The sequence below is a fragment of the Hydrotalea lipotrueae genome (assembly GCF_019249625.1).
GTDB lineage: Bacteria > Bacteroidota > Bacteroidia > Chitinophagales > Chitinophagaceae > Hydrotalea > Hydrotalea flava.
Genome location: NZ_JAESDL010000004.1, coordinates 17218 through 37999, shown reverse-complemented (window position 1 = coordinate 37999; position 20782 = coordinate 17218). Strand labels below are relative to the sequence as shown.

At 36.9% G+C, this 20782-nt stretch carries 18 protein-coding genes; 11 read left to right on the top strand and 7 right to left on the bottom strand.

All coding sequences use genetic code 11. The annotated features are described in order from the left end of the window. The first annotated feature begins 258 nt into the window (after positions 1-258). Complete coding sequence (locus JK139_RS04060; protein WP_074419046.1) at positions 259-816, top strand: lipocalin-like domain-containing protein; 558 nt, start codon at positions 259-261, stop codon at positions 814-816. 213 nt (positions 817-1029) lie between these two features. Next, entirely contained in the window at positions 1030-1668 is a 639-nt protein-coding gene (locus tag JK139_RS04055) for a hypothetical protein (protein ID WP_074419045.1), read from the top strand. A gap of 269 nt (positions 1669-1937) precedes the next feature. Here JK139_RS04055 and JK139_RS04050 read toward each other — a convergent pair whose 3' ends face one another. Continuing rightward, positions 1938-2153, bottom strand: a complete 216-nt coding sequence (locus JK139_RS04050; RefSeq protein WP_074419044.1) for a hypothetical protein — start codon at positions 2151-2153, stop codon at positions 1938-1940. A 425-nt stretch (positions 2154-2578) separates the two neighbouring features. On the opposite strand from JK139_RS04050, the gene JK139_RS04045 reads away from it, so the two are divergent. From JK139_RS04045 to JK139_RS04030, 4 genes are all read left to right on the top strand, one after another. After that, entirely contained in the window at positions 2579-3145 is a 567-nt protein-coding gene (locus JK139_RS04045; RefSeq protein ID WP_074419043.1) for a dihydrofolate reductase family protein, read from the top strand. Positions 3146-3394: 249 nt separating this feature from the next. Continuing rightward, positions 3395-3943 (top strand): cupin domain-containing protein, encoded by a 549-nt coding sequence (locus tag JK139_RS04040; protein ID WP_074419042.1) that lies wholly within the window; start codon positions 3395-3397, stop codon positions 3941-3943. Positions 3944-4011: 68 nt separating this feature from the next. Beyond that, positions 4012-4545 carry a hypothetical protein gene (locus JK139_RS04035; RefSeq protein WP_074419041.1) on the top strand — a complete coding sequence of 178 codons (534 nt, stop codon included), beginning with the start codon at positions 4012-4014 and terminating at the stop codon, positions 4543-4545. A 296-nt stretch (positions 4546-4841) separates the two neighbouring features. Beyond that, positions 4842-5390: a cupin domain-containing protein gene (locus JK139_RS04030; RefSeq protein WP_074419040.1), complete on the top strand. Its 549-nt coding sequence runs from the start codon at positions 4842-4844 to the stop codon at positions 5388-5390. 554 nt (positions 5391-5944) lie between these two features. Here JK139_RS04030 and JK139_RS04025 read toward each other — a convergent pair. Continuing rightward, positions 5945-6655: a hypothetical protein gene (locus JK139_RS04025; protein ID WP_143439422.1), complete on the bottom strand. Its 711-nt coding sequence runs from the start codon at positions 6653-6655 to the stop codon at positions 5945-5947. Positions 6656-6752: 97 nt separating this feature from the next. Between JK139_RS04025 and JK139_RS04020 the strand changes: the two genes are divergently transcribed. Beyond that, positions 6753-9323, top strand: coding sequence for a WD40/YVTN/BNR-like repeat-containing protein (locus JK139_RS04020; protein ID WP_074420701.1), 2571 nt, complete (start codon positions 6753-6755; stop codon positions 9321-9323). A 6-nt stretch (positions 9324-9329) separates the two neighbouring features. On the opposite strand, the gene JK139_RS04015 is transcribed toward JK139_RS04020, so the two are convergent. Next, a complete protein-coding gene (locus JK139_RS04015; RefSeq protein ID WP_218330639.1) occupies positions 9330-10421 on the bottom strand; it encodes a tryptophan 2,3-dioxygenase family protein in 1092 nt (363 codons plus the stop codon). A 248-nt stretch (positions 10422-10669) separates the two neighbouring features. Here JK139_RS04015 and JK139_RS04010 point away from each other — a divergent pair, with 248 nt between their 5' ends. Further along, the gene (locus JK139_RS04010; protein ID WP_218330638.1) at positions 10670-12037 is read left to right on the top strand and encodes an alpha-amylase family glycosyl hydrolase; all 1368 of its coding nucleotides are present in this window, start codon (positions 10670-10672) and stop codon (positions 12035-12037) included. A gap of 55 nt (positions 12038-12092) precedes the next feature. Then, positions 12093-12938 carry an orotidine-5'-phosphate decarboxylase gene (pyrF, locus tag JK139_RS04005; protein ID WP_218330637.1) on the top strand — a complete coding sequence of 282 codons (846 nt, stop codon included), beginning with the start codon at positions 12093-12095 and terminating at the stop codon, positions 12936-12938. Here pyrF and JK139_RS04000 read toward each other — a convergent pair. Next, on the bottom strand, positions 12930-13541 hold the full coding sequence (locus JK139_RS04000; RefSeq protein WP_218330636.1) for an SGNH/GDSL hydrolase family protein: 612 nt from the start codon (positions 13539-13541) through the stop codon (positions 12930-12932). The two genes, pyrF and JK139_RS04000, sit on opposite strands and share 9 nt — an antisense overlap. A gap of 1 nt (position 13542) precedes the next feature. After that, the gene (gene kynU, locus JK139_RS03995) at positions 13543-14808 is read right to left on the bottom strand and encodes a kynureninase (protein ID WP_218330635.1); all 1266 of its coding nucleotides are present in this window, start codon (positions 14806-14808) and stop codon (positions 13543-13545) included. 114 nt (positions 14809-14922) lie between these two features. On the opposite strand from kynU, the gene JK139_RS03990 reads away from it, so the two are divergent. Continuing rightward, positions 14923-17403, top strand: a complete 2481-nt coding sequence (locus tag JK139_RS03990; RefSeq protein WP_218330634.1) for a S9 family peptidase — start codon at positions 14923-14925, stop codon at positions 17401-17403. A gap of 293 nt (positions 17404-17696) precedes the next feature. Here the strand turns inward: JK139_RS03990 and JK139_RS03985 are convergent, their stop codons facing one another. Beyond that, positions 17697-18419 (bottom strand): response regulator, encoded by a 723-nt coding sequence (locus JK139_RS03985; protein ID WP_074417562.1) that lies wholly within the window; start codon positions 18417-18419, stop codon positions 17697-17699. A 227-nt stretch (positions 18420-18646) separates the two neighbouring features. Between JK139_RS03985 and JK139_RS03980 the strand changes: the two genes are divergently transcribed. Next, positions 18647-19432, top strand: coding sequence for a S1/P1 nuclease (locus JK139_RS03980; protein WP_218330633.1), 786 nt, complete (start codon positions 18647-18649; stop codon positions 19430-19432). Here JK139_RS03980 and JK139_RS03975 read toward each other — a convergent pair whose 3' ends face one another. Continuing rightward, positions 19433-20614 (bottom strand): cation:dicarboxylate symporter family transporter, encoded by a 1182-nt coding sequence (locus JK139_RS03975; RefSeq protein ID WP_228733112.1) that lies wholly within the window; start codon positions 20612-20614, stop codon positions 19433-19435. It lies immediately after the preceding gene. Between the last annotated feature and the right edge of the window lie 168 nt (positions 20615-20782).

The following is a 20782-nucleotide window of genomic DNA, read 5'->3' as shown; positions in this document are numbered from 1 at the left end:
ACACCCTGCCACGGTGGACACAGACATTCAATTCAAGTTACCAAGACGAAGGGCGAACATACAGCAGGGGTATTGCCAAAATGCAGGCTGACGAAAGCCGTGTTTTAACTGTTGTAATAACTCTGTTGGGCTGCATATCCAGCCTGACGTTAGTAATTTAGCATTAGTTCTTATCATCAACTTTTTTATCTTTATTCAGCAGCAGTTAGCCGGGGGGGACGGAATTCAAATAGTAATTTTGACAAACCATAATTCATTATGACAATTCCAGAGCCTAAAAATATTAAGTGTCTAACAATATTATTTGTAACTATATTGTTTTTGACAAGTTGTTCAAATCAATCAAAAAATTCCAAAAAAGTATCCTTAGCAGGAATGTACAAATTATTGATAATGGAAAATCAAGACTCAACAGGTACATGGCATGAAGATAGTTGGGCAAAAGGTGGAGACAGTTATATTGTATATGACGGATTAGGACACATGGCAGTTCAAATAACACCAAAAGGATACAAAGATTTTAAATGGTTTACTGAGGTTGAATCAATAAATGAAAACTTTGTTAAGCAGAAAGTAGATTCAATGTCTTTACCAGACCTCAAAGCAGCAGTTGTTGAATTTTCATCAAGTTATGTTTATGTAGCAAATTACAGTATTGACGACACCGCAAACATTGTTACGCATAAACGTATAACAAGTTCTATTCCTTCGGTTTGGGGGGCAGACGTCAAACGGGCATTTACTTTTAGCGGCGACACATTAATACTGAAAATTCTAAATGGAAATCGCAGGTTAAAATGGGTTCGACAAAAGTAAAGACAATGGCTTACCAATAAGGCCAGCAGGCGACGGGTTTTGCGTTAGTGGGCGGACAGTGGGAATAGAAACATTGAGCAATTAATAAACGTTGATGCTGGCAGACAGTTTTCGGTTTCAAAAGCCCACCAACGCAAAGCCCGAAACCTTTGTCTGCCATGATCTTTGCACTGTTTCGGTGGATAAAATTGTCATCTTTTAAAAAGATAGATTATGAAATCTTACTTCACTTTTTTCTTTCTGCTTTTCATCGCATCATGCGATAAAGAAAATAATCCGCCTTCAAACACACCTTCAAATCAAGTTTTCCCTAATGAGGTAGGTAATTATTGGGTTTATAAGTACAATGACGGCTCTAATAGCGAACAATACATTTTCGTTGACATTGTTGGAACTGGGACACTTCCAGATGGACAAAGCGCAACAATTTGGACAAGCACTTTACAAGATGCAACAAATCAAGAATATTTACTGGATAGTTCTTTCGTAGTTGTTGACGAACAAAAGGCAGTTTTCTATGGAGTACCATGTTTAACTTGTACAACCCCAATGCCCGACGAAAAACGCAGATATATTTTTCCTTTGCAAGTAAACAACAAATGGTTTACAGACAAATTTTTTGGTGACACAACAAAAGTCTTAAATGAAAGCAACTTAACAGTTCCAGCAGGCACATTTGATAATACTTTCCAATTATCAAAAACGGTTGGTTACGTTGTTAATTCGTTCACCAAAGACACTATTTGGTTAACGCCAAATATTGGAATGACAAAGTTCTATCAAAATGAATACAGCTTAGGACCACTGCCGGGAAACGGCATTTGGGAATTATCAAGCTATAAATTGAAATAGAATTAAGGCAGCCAACAAATGTATCCTATGTACCTAAGGTAGCCTGTCGGTTATTTTTTTGGCATGTTGTGAATATTATTGTTTTTGTTATTTTTTTTAAATAAATAAACCCTGCTACAGACTTGCCGCAGTAAATTGCTTACACCTCATGTTTAGTAGTCAGGGTTCATGAATATTTTACAATTCCAAATTCATAAGATTGTTGGTTGATTAGCACAAAGCGGATCCTGTTGAAAAGTATTCTTACAATTTTTATGATTACAATTTTACTATCCTTTCGTTTTATTTGTTCCTGGAAATACAGTGCCATTGCTGATTGATAAAAGTTCTTTTCGTAAATACTCCATTTGCGAAATCATATAATCAAGTGCCCTTCTGCGGCTTTGTTGTTTGCAGTCCAAAGCTTTTAGCCAGTTAATAAAATTATGGCTCCAGCTTGCATTGTCATATTGTTCAGGAATATCCATACCGCTAAATGCAAGCATACCTTTGATTCTGTTTTTGCAACGAGTCAAATCTTTCCAGATTCTCTTACGATGACGAAAGAATACCCGGTCGGCTTTGGGTAATGAAATTAAAAGTTACTGCAGCAATTTTTGATTGACTGCTACCTTAACTGCCTCAACAGCTTCTTTAACGAGCTTTTTAGGTTACATGGAGACTTGACGATAGCAGGGCTGACGTGCATTTCGTCAGCTTTTTGTTCGCTATCCGGCTTCTGTTCCGGCTGAAAACTCTCTGTTGAACTTTGGTTCTTATTCTGTACTTTAGTTCTTTATTCGGCTTCTGTTCCGGCGAAAGGTACATTGAATTCCATGTCATCGCCAATGTGTTGACGTTGCCTGCAAGCGTAGTTCAACACTATAAAAGCTTTGACAGACAAAAAATTATTAATTAATAAATGTATTTAATGAGAAACTTAATTTTCTTTATGCACACTTCACTTGACGGTTTTGTAGCAGGACTTAACGGAGAAATGGATTGGATAAATTTAGATGACAAAATGTTTGATTTTGTTGCAACAATGACAGCACAAGCAGACACAGCACTCTATGGCCGGGTGACTTATGAAATGATGCAAAGCTATTGGCCAAAAGCAGGCGAACAACTAAACGCAACAAAACATGACATAGAGCATTCAAATTGGTATAATAAAGTTTCAAAAGTTGTATTATCTAAAACTATTTATGAAACTGGACTTCACAATACCAAAGTTATTGGCGACCAACTCTCGGACAACATCAATAAATTAAAGCAACAGGAGGGGAAAAATATTTTAATATTTGGAAGTCCTAGTGCTTCACAATCGTTATTAAATGAAGGATTAATTGACGAGTTTTGGCTTTTTGTTAATCCAATAATATTAGGAAAAGGCATGCCGCTATTTAAAGATATAACTGGGACTACTAAATTGAAATTCATAGAGTCTAAAACTTTTGCGAGTGGTGTAATTGCACTTCATTATGGAAAATTGTAAATCAATTGACTGTCAATAAAAACGCCAGTGCAGGCTGACGGAAGCCCTGTTTCAACTGTTATTTTTCAATTTAGCTTCATATCAGCTTGACGTTAGTAATTTAGTCTTAGTTCTTATCAACAACTTTTTTATCTTTATTCAGCTGCAGTTAACCGGGGCGGACGGAATTCTTCTATTTCCTGCACTTCGACAATACCTGTTCGTTAGCGGCAAGCAATCGTACAGTACTACAAAGTAACTTTATCAGACATGGCTACAAAAAATCAAGTGCTTGACATGACACCGGTTGGTATGAAGTTTACCGTTTTGCAAGCTGGTTCTGACACAGGAGGAAAGTCATTAGACTTGCATTGGGAATTATTACCAAAGTGCAACATGAAAGGCCCGCTGGTGCATACGCATCCTCACGCCATTGAAACCTATGAAGTGCTGGAAGGTGAGATGGAATTTTTTCTAAAAGACAAATGGCTGCCTGCAAGTAAGGGTGACAAACTCACGGTTCCCAAAGGAGTGACTCATGCCTTCAGGAACCCGACTGAGAAAATTGTGACGGTTTACAATACGCACCAGCCTGCTCTTAGAATGGAAAATTATTTTGAAGACGTTTGCAAAGTGCTTGACAAGCTTACGGACAACAGAACAAAAGATTTTAAAATGAACCTGAAGTCCATACTGTATATGAGTGTGCTCATGAACAATTACCGTAACGAGATCATTGCCAAAAATCCACCTGATGCAGCTATTAAACTTCTTGGTTTTATCAGTAAGCTCATAGGTATTAACACATATTTTATGTAAACTTGTAGTAGTATTATTAACCAAAATGTGTAAACTTTTTTTAGGACAAGTCAAAATAAAATTCACTTATGTCGACACTAAATAAAACATCAGTTGTACTATCATTGGCATTCACAATCTTTTCTTCTATTAGCGCTAATGCCCAGGAAATAAAACCCTATAAGGCGAAAGAAATAGAGGTTTATAAAGGGCAGGAAATAAAACCAACAGGTAAAAAGCAGGGGCAGGTAGCACGAGATGGAAAGCAGGAAGTGAGTTATTTCTTTGGTTTATATAATTATTGGGTTCCCGGTACTTCCTACACTGTGCCAGATTATACAAACAAAACTGAGGTACTCCGAACTTCAGCAGGTACCGGAGTACTTCCGGGAAGTATAAGAATTGATGGAAACGGTAGCTACACCTGGAACAGCAGTTGGGATGGTAAGATTATTAAAGGGAGTTGGAGATTAACCGGTGATAGCGATTATCCGATTGAATTGATGAAGGCCCAGGAAGGAAAGAATTGGAAAATTGGTAAATCGAACGATGAGGGTGTTGCTATCATTGTATGGAATGGCTCAACTTGGTATAATGGCAAAAGGATAAAAGGCGGAAAATGATTTTTGTAACATCGTTTTCGCTTTTAAAAAGTCGTGTGAAGGCATTTGCAGTATTTTATTTTTTCTTTCTGGAAACTATTGCAAAGCATATTACTTTTTAAAGGAACTTTCGCGGAACAGAAGTAGGGCGGCCCACGGCATTGTGTTTATAAAATTGTGGATGGACAGACATTTATTCTCGGACAGCGTTCAGGTTGACAACCTTTTCGTGGGACAGCCCCACACGAACTTTTAAGAAAAATATAACGAACAAACAATCGCTTAACGTTACCAAACAGAAATAACAACACATCAATATGAAAAAAGGAAAAACAATCACAAACAAAATTACTGGTGAAAAAATTACCTGGGTTGAAACAAGTGCCGACACCAATGGTAAATACATTTTATTTGAGTTTGATGTTGCGCCAAAAGGCTATGTTCCCGTGAGGCATATTCACCCTTCGCAAAATGAGCATTTTGAAATACTATCAGGCTCTCTTCGACTTGAATTGAATGGAGAAACCAAGCATTTAAGCGCGTCAGACAAAATAGTTGTTCCTAAAGGGCAACCACACCAATGGTGGAACAATTCGCCCGACACGACTGTAAAAATGAAAATAAAATTTGAACCGGCACTGAAAACAGAAATATTTTTTGAGCAGTTTTTTGGACTGGCTAACGATGGCAAAACTAAAGCGGACGGTTCTCCAAAGTTCCTGCAGGTAATGGCTATGAGCAACACATACGAAATTTATATTTCAGGACCACCAATTCCTGCCCAAAAAATAATGAGTTTCGTATTAGGTGGCGTAGCTCGTTTGTTTGGGTTCAAAAAATATTACAAAAAATATAGTGAGTATTAGAGCCAATAGACGGGTAAGTTTTTCAATCGGGGACAATGACGTGAAACTAAACGCCACCTTCGGCAATTTGCGAACCGTTGTAAGCAATCCCACGGTGGACACAAACTTTCAATTCGAGTTACCAAGACGAAGGGCGAACACATAACAGGAAGTTTGCTGCTATGCTGGCAGACGAATATATTCTCAGCTTCATATCGCTATCAGCCCATATCCAGCCGACGGGATTCTATCAGCTTTTGTTGTTATCTTCATCAGCAGTTTTTCAATCGGTGGCGGCTCCGGGCAGGACATTATAAAATACCAGCACAGCAGCAACCTAAATATTTTCAATCTTCGTATGACTGAGCCTACGCGTACTTTTTTGTAGCTTGCAGCTACTAACCCCAATCTTCATTTATTCCAAATAGCTATTTGTATGCGTACAGGTGAAATAAAACTTAAAATTTATCTGTTCACACACCATCAATATTTATAAAAAAAAATCCCCTCAAAACAATCAAAGTCAACTGAAAAAAATTGCATGCCAACCCTTGCAAAATAATAAAAGGTAGTATTTAATTACCTGTTGTTCCATCCCGTACTTTCACTTTTTTTCGATGCTGGTTCTTTTTTTCGAATTGTAAAATTTCTTTTGGTTTATTACCGGTGTTTACTTTTTCTTTTGGTAAACTATCCTGCAATAATGTATTTTTATTGATTGTGTTTGCTGAAGTGTCTTTTTGATGCACACCAACGGGCTTTGGCTTTACGATGGCATCATAACTGTAGGTTTCTGTTCTTATTAAAGAAGAAGATCCCGGTAAATAATATTTCCAAACCCCGTCTTTCACCGCATATGCATTAATTTTAATGATTTTTTTGTCAACTTTATATTCATCATACAAATCGGGAACATAAATGGTATCATATTTTTTTTGTGGGTCTATTGCTTTCCAACTTTCCACATGTTCAAGTGAACCGTTGTAAAAATATTCCTGCTGGCCGTCTTTATTTCCCCAGCGATAATTTTCAACGGCAATTAAATCACCCATCAAACTGTACCTTCTCCATCTGCCTTCTTTCAAATTGTCTTTGTATTCTCCTTCTTCTTCATAACCGGGTTCACCCCTTAATTCATCTAAATGAATGAGCCATTTACCCTGTTTTTTATTGTTCATATCTATACAATTCAGGGTATCTCCACGATCAGAAATCATAAAAGTTTTGCATTGTGCAAAAACACCGGAATGAAAAATAGTTATAAGCGGTATGATTAACCAACGCATAAATTGTATATTAGATTTACGAATGTACTTTTTATTCCGCAATTAAGGTTTACGGTATAGTTCCGCATTCGTTTATGAAATGCTAAATGAGAAAATTATGCTAAAACTAACTTTTACCACTGTATGCTTGTGTATTGCCATAAGCCTGTTTGCACAAGTGCCTCCAACTTCAGCTGATCAAAGATTGAAGGGATTGGAGAAAAAATCGGCCTTGATAGCTCAATCAGTTATTAATCAAATTCCATTTAGAAATGTAGGTCCCAGCATTATGAGTGGTCGCGTTGTTGACCTAGCCGTAAACCCTAAAAACCCTACTCAGTTTTATGTGGCCTATGCAACCGGAGGATTATGGTATACCCAAAATAACGGACAGAGCTTTACCCCAGTTTTTGATAGTATGCAAGTGATTACAATAGGGGCCATAGCGGTTGACTGGACATCCGGTACCATTTGGGTAGGTACAGGCGAGGTAAATAGCAGTCGCTCATCATATGCAGGATTGGGTGTATATAAATCAAACAATCGTGGTAAAACATGGCAGTACATGGGATTACCTGAAAGTCATCATATTGGAAAAATTGTACTACATCCCACCAATAAAAATATTGCATGGGTTGCTGTACTGGGCCACTTGTATTCTCCCAATATAGAGCGGGGTGTATACAAAACAACAGATGGTGGTAAAACCTGGAAACAAACTTTGTTTGTGAATGAAAATACAGGAGTAGTAGATCTGGATATTCAATCAAAAAATCCATCGGTATTGTATGCGGCGGCATGGTACAGAACCCGCACTGCTGCTAACTTTGAAGAAAGTGGAGCGAGTAGCGGTATTTATAAAAGTACGGATGGCGGTAATTCCTGGAAGTTGATAACGAATGAAGGTGCAGGTTTCCCGGTTGGCAAAGGCGTTGGCAGAATTGGGTTAGCAACTGCTCATCAACATTCCAATTGGGTGTATGCTGTGGTAGATAATAATTTTCATTTGCCCGATACTGCAAAAAAAATGACCGATACATCAAAATACACCCTCACTGATTTTAAAGATTTATCGAAAGAAGCATTCCTTGCTTTAGATAATAAAAAATTAAATACTTTTTTACGACTGCGTAGAAATGGGATTCCTGAAAAATACACCGCAGAAATTATTAAAGAAAAAGTTAAAGCAAATGAATTAAAGCCCACCTGTATTTGGGATTATTTAATGGATGCAAATACTGCTTTATTCACAACACCCATTATTGGTTGCGAAGTATACAGGAGTGAGGATGCAGGTAAAACCTGGAAAAAAATGAATGATAAACAATTGAAATTATACAATACCTATGGCTATTACTTTGGTAAAATATTTGCCAGTGCTGCCAATGATGATAAATTGGTGATTACCGGTTTTGATGTTGAATTAAGTGAGGATGGTGGTAAAACATTTAAACCAATTAATAATGTATTAACCCATGCCGATCATCACATAGCCTGGATAAATCCTGCTGATGATCAACACATGATTATTGGTAATGATGGAGGTTGCAATATTACTTATGATGATGGTGCGCATTGGTTTAAGGCGAATACCCCATCCGTTGGTCAGTTTTACTCCGTTACTTATGATATGGCTACCCCTTACAATGTTTATGGTGGATTACAGGATAACGGCAGTTGGTTCGGCCCTTCAAACCATAAAGAGAATCCCGGATGGATGGCGAGTGGTTCCTATGCGTTTAAACCAATTAACGGTGGCGATGGTATGCAGGTGCAGGTTGATTGGAGCGATAATACAACGGTTTATTCCGGATTTCAGTTTGGAAATTATATGCGTAGCAATAAAAACAGGCGTGCATCTGTTGATGAGCCGGACGCAGATGCAGTTCCGGGAGAATCGGAAAGTTCAATAAAGTTGGTTACTGCTGCTAATGCAAAAGAGGATTCAACTATTTATATCCATCCGCGTGGCGATTTAGGAGAAGCGCCATTGCGTTTTAACTGGCAAACACCTATTTTATTAAGCAGACATAATCAGGATATTTTATACTATGGCAGTAATAAATTTCAACGTTCATTGCACCGGGGCGAAGATTTGGAAACATTAAGTAATGACTTAACAACCAATCCACCACAGGGCAATGTGCCATTTGGCACATTAACTACCATTAGTGAAAGTCCTTTGAGGTTTGGTTTGTTGTATGCCGGTGCCGATGATGGTTCATTACATGTTAGTTTTGATGATGGCTATACCTGGCAATCTATTCAGGATGGTTTACCTAAAGGCTTATATGTTAGCAGGGTAACTGCCAGTGCTTTTAAAGAAAGCAGGGTGTATGTAAGTTTAAATGGTTATCGGAATGATGATTTTAAGCCCTATTTATTTGTAAGCGATGATTATGGCAAAACCTGGAAGTCAATTGGTGCTGATTTGCCATATGAATCAATCAATGTTATAAAAGAAGACAACAAACTCAAAAATGTAATTTACGTGGGTACTGATGGCGGATTGTATGTAAGTGCCGACAATGGTATTACGTTTATGGGATGGGATAATGGTTTGCCTTTTAGTATTCCGATACACGATATTGCCATCCAACCTATTGCCAACGAAATTATATTAGGAACACATGGGCGCAGCATTTATATTGCTCCACTTAATGAAGTACAAACAAAACTTAAAAAATAATGTATACTACAATGTATAAGTAATATGCTGTAAAACAGCTTCAGGTAAGGCCGGTAGTTTTTTTCTTTCAATCAGAAAGGTAGACAGGCCGGCTAAATCTTTAAAAATAAAATGTTGTTGTGCAGCGCCTTCTAAATAGCCGGCTCCGCTGGTATTGCCGGTACCAACGCGCATGCCAATCATTCTGCGCACCATTGTTAAATGTTGATGGCGCCAGGTGCTTAATAAATGGTCTGTTTCAATCAATGCATCAATAATTTGGAATGAAGTTTGGAACAAAGGATAATTTCTGTATAGAATCATGAATAAGGCCGATTGCAGTGCAGATGCGGTAAACTGGTGCCTGAGTGCTTTACATTCTTCTTCTGTAAGATTACCATTGTTTTGATTGAATAAAACAAAATCAAAATCTGTTGATTTATTTTTTTCATGTATGTTTAAGCTTGTAACATATAAATGTCTGTAATCATTCCAGAAAGGGTGTTCTGTAATAGAAGATGGAGTTAATGAAATGGGCCGGTAAGTTTTCCATAAATCCGGTTTTAAATAAGGCATACGCTCTAACCATTTGTTCAATAATTCAGCTAATGATGGTGTAGCTTCTGCCTCATTAATGATTGAATAATCTGTCATCGTAAAGCCGCCATTGTTGGTTCTTTTGTAATAATCAGATCGGTGTCGTTGTTGCATTTTTAAACCCAATTTGACTTCAATCATTCTAAATTGTAAACTCTGAAAGCCGGATGCCGGAACAAGTAAATTCCGAAACGACAGGAAATCCAGTGGTGTCATCGTATCCAAAATGCGTACCTGTTGGTTTAATAAATTCAAGATGGTGTTGATTCTTTTAATGCGCTGCAAAATAATACCCGCATCTTCCGTATTATCATTTATGGTTTCTTTTCTGAAAATGGCAGTAATACTATCTATCTCAAATAAAATTTGTTTAAACCAAAGCTCATATGCCTGATGAATAATAATGAATAACATTTCATCATGTGCCGGCTCATTTCCTTTTTCAAAACTAGTGGGCTGCTGGCTGGATAAAATTTTATCTAATTGCAAATAGTTATGATAATAAGGTTGATTTGTTGCCATAACGCAATCGTTAATGTGGTAAATAGTACAAATAAAAAACTTCTGATTCAGATTCCTTTGTTTTTTTAATTTTCTCTTTGTTTTGTCTGCAATCCATTATGCCATTTTGCTGGTATATTTCTGGTATATTTTTTAAACTTGCTTAAATGTGTTTATTTTACACATCAATTCCAAAGCATACTTCAGCCAAGAACTTTATTTTTGTTTGGTGTGCATCAGTATGCGGGATTAAAAAATTAAATTTTAAAATGATGAAATCATTCCTGAGCTTTTTAACCGCCATTGTTTTTTTAACCGCCTGTAACCAGTCATCCCATCAGCAATCAGCAGTAGCTAAAAGTGATACTGCAATGATTGATGGCCATCCTGCCTGGATTATGCAGGGCAATATTTATGAAGTAAATATCCGTCAGTACACTGCTGCCGGAACTTTTAAAGCTTTTGAGCCCAATTTAGACCGACTGAAAGCAATGGGTGTACAAACTTTATGGTTTATGCCCATTAATCCCATCAGCAAAACAGATCGTAAAGGCAGCTTAGGAAGTTATTATGCAGTAAGTACTTATATGGATGTAAATCCTGAATTTGGTACAATGGCAGATTGGAAGCAGTTGGTTGCATTATGCCATGAAAAAGGTTTTAAAGTACTATTAGACTGGGTACCCAATCATACAGGAGCCGATCATTATTGGTTAACCAAACATCCTGATTTTTATGTGAAAGACAGTACAGGCAAACCTGCAATGGCAGCAGATTGGGCCGATACGCGTAAATTAAACTATGCCAATAATGAATTACGCGATACAATGATTGCGCAAATGAAATATTGGATTGATTCTACCGGAATAGATGGTTATCGTTGTGATGTGGCCAGTGATGTTCCAGATGATTTCTGGAAAAAATGCATTGCTACATTAAGAAAAGATAAAAATATTTTTATGTTGGCCGAAGGCGATAAGCCTGCTTTAAATGAAGATGGTTTTGATGCCACTTATACCTGGAATGATTTTAATATCATGAAAGAAATTGCAAAAGGTAAAAAGCCGGCTTATGCAATAGATAGTGCCTTGCATAGAACAGATAGTTTGTTTCCCAAAAATGCCTTGCGCATGTATTTTACCAGTAATCATGATGAGAATAGCTGGAATGGAGCCGATTTCTCAACCATGCCCGGCGCCAGTCATGCCCCTTTTGCAGTATTTACGCAAACAATTGTGAGAAGTGTTCCCCTCATTTACAGCGGCCAGGAAGAACCTGTATTAAGGGCTATTCGCTTTTTTGATAAAGATACTATGGTATTTAATAAATACGAACGGGCACCCTTTTATGCTAAGTTATTGCATTTAAGAAGTGAAAATGAAGCTTTGGCTGCAAATGCAACATTTATGCAAATTCATACCAATGCCGATGATAAAGTATTTGCTTATTTACGAACCATGAACAATAAAAAAGTTTTAGTTGTTTTGAACTGGAGTAGCAAGCCCATTACCGTTACATTGAATCATCCACAAATTATAGGTAATACTACTGAATTATTTACGAATGAAAAGGTAAGTGTAACAAAAGGCATGTCATTGCCATTTAATGCCTGGGGTTATAAGGTATTTGTATATTAAAATATATTTCATTGCATTAACAAAAAAATACATTCTATATAATAATAATTTCATCATGCAGTTAAAAAATTTAACACAACACATCATTAATAAAACCAGCTTTTTATGTGTTGGTTTAGATACAGAGTTAAAGCGACTGCCCAAACATTTACAGCAGCAGCCCAATGCTGTGCTTCAATTTAATAAGGCTATTATAGATGCAACGAAAGATTATTGTGTGAGTTATAAAATCAATACTGCATTTTATGAAGCAATGGGTGCAAAGGGCTGGGATATAATGGAGGCAACCTTGCATTATATCCCAGCTACGCATTTTTCTATTGCTGATGCAAAGCGCGGCGATATTGGCAATACCGCTGCACAATATGCCCGCACGTTTTTTGAAGTATATCCTTTCGATGCTGTAACAGTAGCGCCATACATGGGTGAAGATAGTATTCGTCCGTTTTTAGAGTATAACCAGAAAGTCACCATTGTATTGGGCTTAACTTCAAACAAAGGCAGTGAAGATTTTGAACAGTTAATCGTTCAGGAAACAGGCGGTAATTCCGGTGCTTATTCACAAAAAAAACTGTACGAAAAAGTTATAGAAAAAGTAGCAAACTGGGGAACAACTGAGCAATTAATGTTTGTGGTAGGTGCAACCAAAACTGTGGAAATGAAACAAATTCGTTCAATTGTTCCGGAACACTTTTTTCTGGTGCCGGGGGTTGGTGCACAGGGCGGCAATTTAAATGAAGTGGCTGATTTTGGGTGGAATAAAAATGTTGGACTTTTAGTAAATGCCAGTAGAAGCATTATTTATGCAGATGATACTGAAAATTTTCAAATAACTGCAGCTGCAGCAGCTGCAAAATACCAACTGATTATGCAACAGATACTTTCTCAAAAATTACTGTAATTTTTTTATCAGTGCTGCAATCATTTGTGCCCATTGCCGATACATTGTAGCGGTGTAGTGTAACCCATCATCCGTAAAATATCCTTCTTCAACAATATACTTTGTTAAGTTGGCGATATTGATAAAATGTACACCTGCTTTGTTGCAATGTGCTTCACAAATAACATTCAATGTATCAATTTCTTTGTGAATTTTTTCAATGTTTGTTGCATGTTTACGCGCTGCAAAAGGCGAATAACCCCAATCGGGAATTGCAATGCCCATTACTTTGCCAGGTTGGTTCCCTGTATAATGTATGGCTTTTTGTAACAGGAATTGATAATCATTTTCAAATTCAATAATATCGTAATTTCTGTATTGGTTATTAACACCAATTAATAATGTTACAAAATCATAATTTGTGCTGAACGGGTGATGAATTAAATATTCTGCCAGCTCAAAACTGGTCCAACCGGTTTGGGCAATTATTTCGGGCGCATTGCAATGAATCTGCATTTGGCGAAGCAGCTGCATCAGTTGATAAGGAAAACTATCATACAATGGTGCACCTTCACCAATGGTGTAGGAATCGCCGAGGCAAAGTAACTGATGAATCGGTTTCATATTAAAATTCATTTTTTAATATTTCATAAAATGCAAATATATCTTGAAAACTGCAATACAATGGTGCCGGAGCTATACGAATTACCCCCGGTTCTCTGAAATCTACTATTATTCCTTTTTCCAACATTTTGCTGTGTATGGTTTTGCCATTTTCTTTAAAATAAAGCGATAATTGTGCACCCCGTTCTTCAGGTGCTGCGGGTGTAATCATTTCAAACCCAATACCGGGTAATTGCTTTAATAGAAAATCCAGATAACCGGTTAATGCTATGCTTTTCCTGCGAATTGCATCCATGCCTGCTGCTTCAAAAATTTCGAGCGATGCCATTAGTGCGGCAGTATTCATCACTTGTGTAGTGCTTATGTTCCAACCGCTGGCATTGTTTTTTGGTTTAAAACCTTTTTCCATTTTAAATCGTTCTTGTTCATCATTTCCCCACCATCCACCTAAACGCGGAAAGTTAATATCGGTGGCATATTGTTCATGAATATATATACCTCCAATTGCTCCCGGCCCGCCATTCAAATATTTATAACTGCACCATACGGCAAAATCTACATTCCATTCGTGTAACTGAACCGGTACATTACCGGCAACATGTGCCAAATCAAAAGCTGCAACGGCACCTGCTTTGTGTGTAATAGCTGTAATAGCTTTTATATCAAACAATTGACCGGTATAATATTGAATGCCACCTATTAAAACCAAGGCTAATTGGCCAGCATTTTTTTCAATAGTGTCAATAATATCTTTGGTTTGTAAAGTTTTATTACCCGGTTTCGGTTCAATTTCAATAATAGTAGTAGCAGGATCTAAACCAAAATGTTTAACCAGTGTTTCAACTGCATATTGGTCGGAAGGAAAAGCACCGGCTTCCATAATAATTTTAAATTTTTTTGTATCAGGTTTATAAAAACTGAGCAGCAGTAAGTGCAAATTCACCGTTAAGGTATTCATCACCGTTACTTCATGTGGCAAGCATCCCATAATTTTTGCCAGTGCCGGTTTTAAGTATTCCTGATAATACAACCAGGGATGGGTGCCGGTAAAAAAGCCTTCAATGGCGTGGCTACGCCAGGAAGCCAATTCCGTTTCTATGATGGTTGCAGCCTTTTTGGGTTGTAATCCTAATGAGTTGCCACAAAAGTAAATGGCCGCTTTATTATGAATGGTTGGGAAATAAAACGCATTACGATATATTTTTAAAGGATCATTTTCATCGGCATTTTTAGCAAATGCAAAATCTGTACTGTAGGCTGTCTTCATTTTCTGTTTGTACAAATTAACTCTATTTGCTTCAAATATTTTTCGGCTGTTTATGGATAAGCGGTTTTTTGCGTATTGGTTAATTGGCTATTTTTAATCTTCCAAAAAAATGCTATGAGAAAATTATTTTTATTGATGGTGTTATTGGTGTGTACATCCATATTGTATGCCCAACAATTGGTTACAAAAGCCAATTATGAAATGGCCGCAAAATATTCGCCCAATAGATTAAAGAAAATGGTTTTTAGTACATCTGTTGATCCGCACTGGCTCAAAAAATCGAATCGTTTTTGGTATATGTATGAAACCACAGCAGGTAAAAAGTGGTTCTTGATAGATCCGTCGAAAAATGAAAAAAAGTTATTGTTTGATAATGATAAGCTGGCTGCTGCCATTACACTAATTGTAAAAGACCCTTTTGATGCACAGCATTTGCCGATTGATAGTTTGAAATTTGTTAAAGACGAAAACTGGATTCAATTTCAAATTAAAAGCTCATTAGACGAAGTGCAAACCGATACTTCCAAAAATAAAAATGAAGCAACCCCACCAAAGAAAAAAGTATTTTATTTTGAATACAACATCAATACCAATGAGTTGGTGGAACTGAAAGATTTTAAGCGCCCGCTTCGCAAACCCGCCTGGGCAAATATTTCGCCCGATAGTTCCATTGTTTTATTTGGAAGAGAGAATAATTTGTATTGGATGGATAAGCTGAATTATGAAAAAGCTTTGAAAAATGAAGACGATTCTACCATTGTAGAACATGCTTTAACAAAAGATGGAATTGAAAATTTTAGTTATTACAACGCCTCTAATTTATCAGGAACCGGTGAATCGAATGTAGATAAGGAAAAAAATAAAAAGAAACGCAAAGCTGTTTGGGCTTATTGGTCGCCCAATAGCCGTTATTTTTCTTTAACCAGGGTAGATAATCGGAATGTACAGGATTTATGGGTCATTAACAGCATTGCACAACCCCGGCCTACTTTAGAAACGTATAAATATTGGATGCCCGGTGAAAAACAATCACCGGTAGATCATTTGTATCTTTTTGACATGCAAAAACAGGAAGGCAAAGAATTACAAGTAAATGCTTTTAAAGATCAGGACATTAGCATATGGGCAGCACCGGATAAAAAGAATAATCGGGATGATGATACCCGCCCCAGCATTTGGTTAGGTAATAATCAGGCCTTTTATTTTACTCGTACCAGCCGCGATTTAAAAAGAATTGATATTTGCAAAGCCTGGGTAATGCCCGATACTATTCAAACATTAATTGAAGAGCGTTTTAATACTTATGTAGAGGTAAGGAGGTTAGGACTGGTAAATGATGGCAAAGAACTTATTGAATGGAGTGAAAGAGATGGATGGGGTCATTTTTATTTGTATGATGGCAACGGAAAATTCAAAAACCAAATCACATCAGGCCCTTATCATTGCGAGGATATATTAGGCATTGACGCAAATAAAAGAATATTGTATTTTACTGCCAATGCCAGAGAGAAAAATGAAAATCCTTATTACCTGCATGCCTATAGTATTCATTTTGACGGTACAGGATTAACCTTACTTAATCCGGGGAATTTTGATCATGTGGTGGAGATAAATGATGATAACCGTTATTTCGTAGACAATTTCAGCAGGGTAAATACTGTGCCTGCCTCAGTTTTATACAACAGTGAAGGTAAAGCAGTTATGAATTTGGAAACGGCAGATTTATCTGCTTTAATGGCTACCGGTTATCATTTTCCCGAACCATTTAGTGTAAAGGCCGATGATGGTATAACCGATTTATATGGTGTATTGTATAAACCTTTTGATTTTGATTCCACCAAAAAATATCCCGTAATAGAATATGTATATCCAGGCCCGCAAACGGAGGCAGTAAATACAGCATTTTCTACCAATATGAACAGAACCGATCGGTTGGCACAATTGGGTTTTGTAGTAGTAACAGTTGGAAACAGAGGTGGCAACCCTTCGTACAGCAAATGGTACCATACGTATGGATATGGTAATTTACGTGATTATGGTTTGGCCGATAAAAAAACTGCTGCAGAGCAGTTATGTAATAAATATAGTTTCATGGATATCAATCGTGTGGGTATTCATGGGCATAGTGGGGGTGGATTTATGAGTGCAGCTGCCATGTTGGTATATCCTGACTTTTTTAAAGTAGCCGTTGCATCATCGGGTAATCATGATAACAGTATTTATAACCGTTGGTGGAGTGAGAAGCATCATGGTGTAAAAGAGGTAATTAAAGGAGGCGATACCAGTTTTGTGTATAGTATCGATAAAAATCCAACCATTGCCAGCCATTTAAAAGGTCATCTAATGCTTTCTACTGGCGATATTGATAACAATGTGCATCCTGCCAACACCATTCGTTTGGCGAATGCACTCATAAAAGCCAATAAACGATTCGATTTGATCATGCTGCCCGGCCAACGACATGGTTATGGTGATATGACTGAGTATTTCTGGTGGCGCATGGCCGATTATTTTTCACAATACTTAATGGGCGATCATACTGAGCGGAATGTAGATATTACTGAAATGGATAATGATATTCCCATGAGTAAGTAAAAACGAACAGCACACAAGTTTCAGACAATAAAAAAGCTGCCTCCAAAATGGGGCGGCCTTTTTTATACAACTATTTTTATTTATTATTGTTGTCCGACTAAAATTGTAAAATAATGGTTCAAACCCTTTGCAGAACCATATTTCAGCCGCTTTCAAAAGATGGGGTACTCCCTCCAATTTTGAAACAATCATTTTTTAGCCTGTAATTCTTTACAGCAAAGGATCACAGCGATTTTTACGTTAAGTTTTGCCAGACAACAATGTATTTCTATTTGTTATTTTTATTTGTAAAGTTAGCTTGCTAGAAAAGCTCTGTAATCGGCCATTCGGGCTAAGTTATGTTTAATGGAAAAATAACGCAGATTACTGTCTTCTTTAATTTTTGGAACATTTTGAATGCCGGTTTTTTTTACCATTAATTCATGCAAATTACGCACTTCATCTTCTGTAATATCCAGCAAATAAGCCATACGCGGAACAGTAAGACCCATTACATGAAAAATAAGATACTTGCGTTCTAATTCCGTATAATTATATGGATTAACGTTTCTGATTTTTACTTCCCGATAAGCTAACGAATCTTCAATGATGGTAGGATAAGGCAATGAGGTTCTGGGATCCAGATAAAACTCCTCACCATTCATAATTCTTTGAAAAGCATCAATAATCAGGTCTTCAAAGAAGGGCTTCATGATAAACCCTTCTGCCAGACAAAGTGTGGCATTAAATAGGTTTTCTTCCGTATCATGAACGGTGAGTATTAAAATCTTAATATTGGGATAAAAAATCTTCATGTAATGGGCAAGCGATGCTCCATCTGCTCCGGGCATATTAATATCAATTACCAATAAGTCAGGCAGGGGCTTCTTTGCAATTTCCAGGTCTTTGATATACACTAAAAATTCATAAACGGAGTAGCAAGCCTTCTCCATCACAAAGTCGGTACGCTCTATAAAAAAATCTCTAAAGCGCCAATGGGTTCGGTAGTGGTCATCTACCATAACAAATCTGTACATGCACGTAAGTATTGGTTAATAATTAGCATAATTCTGCCATCCACTAAACTTCATGCTTTATCTTCTTTTTTGATTTGTTGGGGACAATTTCAAGCAGCAAATTACATTTTTTTGCAGCAATTTTCCAAAAATCCTTTTTAACAGATATTTTCACCCATTTAACCGTTCTTAATTTATTAATCCATTTTTTTAAACAGCATCTTTTATTTTCGTTTAAAAATGAGATTATGAGAAGAAAACTATTTTTTATTGCAATACTGTTTTATGTGCCTTTAACATCAATGGCATGGGGCATGTTAGGCCATCGGGTAGTTGGCCAGATAGCTGAAAGTTATTTAACTCCAAAAGCTGCTGCAGCCATTAAAGATATTTTAGGCAATGAAACCATGGCTTTAGCCAGTACATGGGCCGATTTTGTAAGATCTGATCATGAATACGATTATATCTCTCCATGGCATTACATAAATGTAGCCGATAATTTAACGCAGGAGGAATTGAATGCTTATCTGGCGCAGGATACCATTGCAGATGCATATACCAAAATTAATTTTTTAGCCAATGAATTAAAACGCAAAGACTTATCGAAGGATGTCAAAAAAATGTATGTACGTTTATTGATTCATATCGTTGGGGATGTACATCAGCCCATGCACGTTAGCCGGGAAGAAGATGCCGGCGGAAATAAAATTAAAGTGTTTTGGTTTGGCCAGCCTACCAATTTACATTCGGTTTGGGATGATAAATTAATCAGCAGTGAGCAGTTAAGCTATACGGAATATACCAATGCCATCAATTATATCAACAAAGCGCAACGCCAGGCCTGGATGCAGCAACCCGTTAGTCAATGGATTTATGACTCTTATGTTATAGCACAAAAACTATATGCTGAAGTAAAAGCACCCGATCAAAAATTAAGTTACCGATATGTGTACGACCATATTCAAACTGCTAATGAGCAATTATTAAAAGGCGGTGTGCATTTGGCCGGTTTAATGAATCAGATTTTTGGATAATCAGGTAGCAGGATTCACATACTCCTTTTCGCTTTTTGCAATAACAATGGTAGCAACGCCATTACCAATTAAATTGGTGATGGCTCTTGCTTCACTCATAAATTTATCTACTCCTAATAAAAATGCCAAACCTTCTACAGGTATGGTGTGTATGGCAGTAAGGGTAGTGGTTAATACAATAAAGCCGCTGCCGGTGACACCCGCAGCTCCTTTTGAGGTAAGCATTAGTATCAGTATTAACATCAGTAAATGCTCAAAACTTAAATGTACCTGATACAATTGTGCTATAAAAATGACTGCCATTGATAAATAGATGGAAGTACCATCCAAATTGAATGAATAACCGGTAGGTATTACCAAACCTACTACCGTTTTACTGCAGCCCATCTTTTCTAGTTTCGACATTAAAGTAGGCAAGGCAGCTTCTGATGAAGAGGTTCCCAACACCAATAAAAGCTCTTCTTTTATAGCCACCAAATATTTCCAGATACTTAAATTGTAATATTTTAAAATGCTGCCCAATACCATAAAAACAAACAAGGCAGATGCTCCATAAACACAAGCCACTAATTTGGCAAGTGGCAGCAGCGTAGCCAATCCAAATTTACCTACGGTAAAAGCCATTCCTCCAAAAGCGCCTACCGGCGCCAGATACATCACATATTTTAGTGCAATAAAAACATAATGTGATAATTTGCCTAGTTGATGAATAATGTTGATTCTGTGTTTATGTTTGTTAATAATAATTCCTGCAATGATGGCCAATAATAAAGCTTGAATGGTGGTATTGGATTGCAAAAAACTGAGCCAGTTAAATGATTCGGATGCAGTAGTTGCTTTTACCGCTGCTGCCACAGGTAATAACTGTTTATTAATATTTCCAGGCTTAAGTATTAACGCTACACCCATTCCAATCAACAAGGAAAGCGTTGTAATGAGCTCGAAATAAATAATGGATTTTATACCAATTCGGCCCACCTTTTTCAAATCGCCCATGCTCGAAATACCCAATACAATGGTGAAGAAAATAATGGGAACAATAAAAATTTTTATTAAATCAACGAAATAAGTGCCTAAAAACTTCATGGAAACGGCTGTATCCGGGGAAAAAACACCCAATGCAATAGCAGCAATAATTGCAATAAAAACATAAAAAGTTAAGTGGCTGAGAATTTTTTTCAAAATAGCTTGTTTAGCAGTGTAATGTTCAAGTAGTTGATATACAAATATAAAGTTGAAACCCATTAAATATTATTCATAAAAAAACAGATGCCGGATGAAGATTCAATTCATCAATCAATATTGCGTTCGAAGCAAGGGCAATCCTAAAAGAAAAATGTAACAAAATGC

Bases quoted from the DNA above. Each gene is read 5' to 3' on its own strand.
- JK139_RS04060 (WP_074419046.1), top strand. From the start codon at position 259: ATGACAATTCCAGAGCCTAAAAATATTAAGTGTCTAACAATATTATTT.
- JK139_RS04055 (WP_074419045.1), top strand. From the start codon at position 1,030: ATGAAATCTTACTTCACTTTTTTCTTTCTGCTTTTCATCGCATCATGC.
- JK139_RS04050 (WP_074419044.1), bottom strand. From the start codon at position 2,153: ATGCTTGCATTTAGCGGTATGGATATTCCTGAACAATATGACAATGCA.
- JK139_RS04045 (WP_074419043.1), top strand. From the start codon at position 2,579: ATGAGAAACTTAATTTTCTTTATGCACACTTCACTTGACGGTTTTGTA.
- JK139_RS04040 (WP_074419042.1), top strand. From the start codon at position 3,395: ATGGCTACAAAAAATCAAGTGCTTGACATGACACCGGTTGGTATGAAG.
- JK139_RS04035 (WP_074419041.1), top strand. From the start codon at position 4,012: ATGTCGACACTAAATAAAACATCAGTTGTACTATCATTGGCATTCACA.
- JK139_RS04030 (WP_074419040.1), top strand. From the start codon at position 4,842: ATGAAAAAAGGAAAAACAATCACAAACAAAATTACTGGTGAAAAAATT.
- JK139_RS04025 (WP_143439422.1), bottom strand. From the start codon at position 6,655: ATGCGTTGGTTAATCATACCGCTTATAACTATTTTTCATTCCGGTGTT.
- JK139_RS04020 (WP_074420701.1), top strand. From the start codon at position 6,753: ATGCTAAAACTAACTTTTACCACTGTATGCTTGTGTATTGCCATAAGC.
- JK139_RS04015 (WP_218330639.1), bottom strand. From the start codon at position 10,421: ATGGCAACAAATCAACCTTATTATCATAACTATTTGCAATTAGATAAA.
- JK139_RS04010 (WP_218330638.1), top strand. From the start codon at position 10,670: ATGATGAAATCATTCCTGAGCTTTTTAACCGCCATTGTTTTTTTAACC.
- pyrF (WP_218330637.1), top strand. From the start codon at position 12,093: ATGCAGTTAAAAAATTTAACACAACACATCATTAATAAAACCAGCTTT.
- JK139_RS04000 (WP_218330636.1), bottom strand. From the start codon at position 13,541: ATGAAACCGATTCATCAGTTACTTTGCCTCGGCGATTCCTACACCATT.
- kynU (WP_218330635.1), bottom strand. From the start codon at position 14,808: ATGAAGACAGCCTACAGTACAGATTTTGCATTTGCTAAAAATGCCGAT.
- JK139_RS03990 (WP_218330634.1), top strand. From the start codon at position 14,923: ATGAGAAAATTATTTTTATTGATGGTGTTATTGGTGTGTACATCCATA.
- JK139_RS03985 (WP_074417562.1), bottom strand. From the start codon at position 18,419: ATGTACAGATTTGTTATGGTAGATGACCACTACCGAACCCATTGGCGC.
- JK139_RS03980 (WP_218330633.1), top strand. From the start codon at position 18,647: ATGAGAAGAAAACTATTTTTTATTGCAATACTGTTTTATGTGCCTTTA.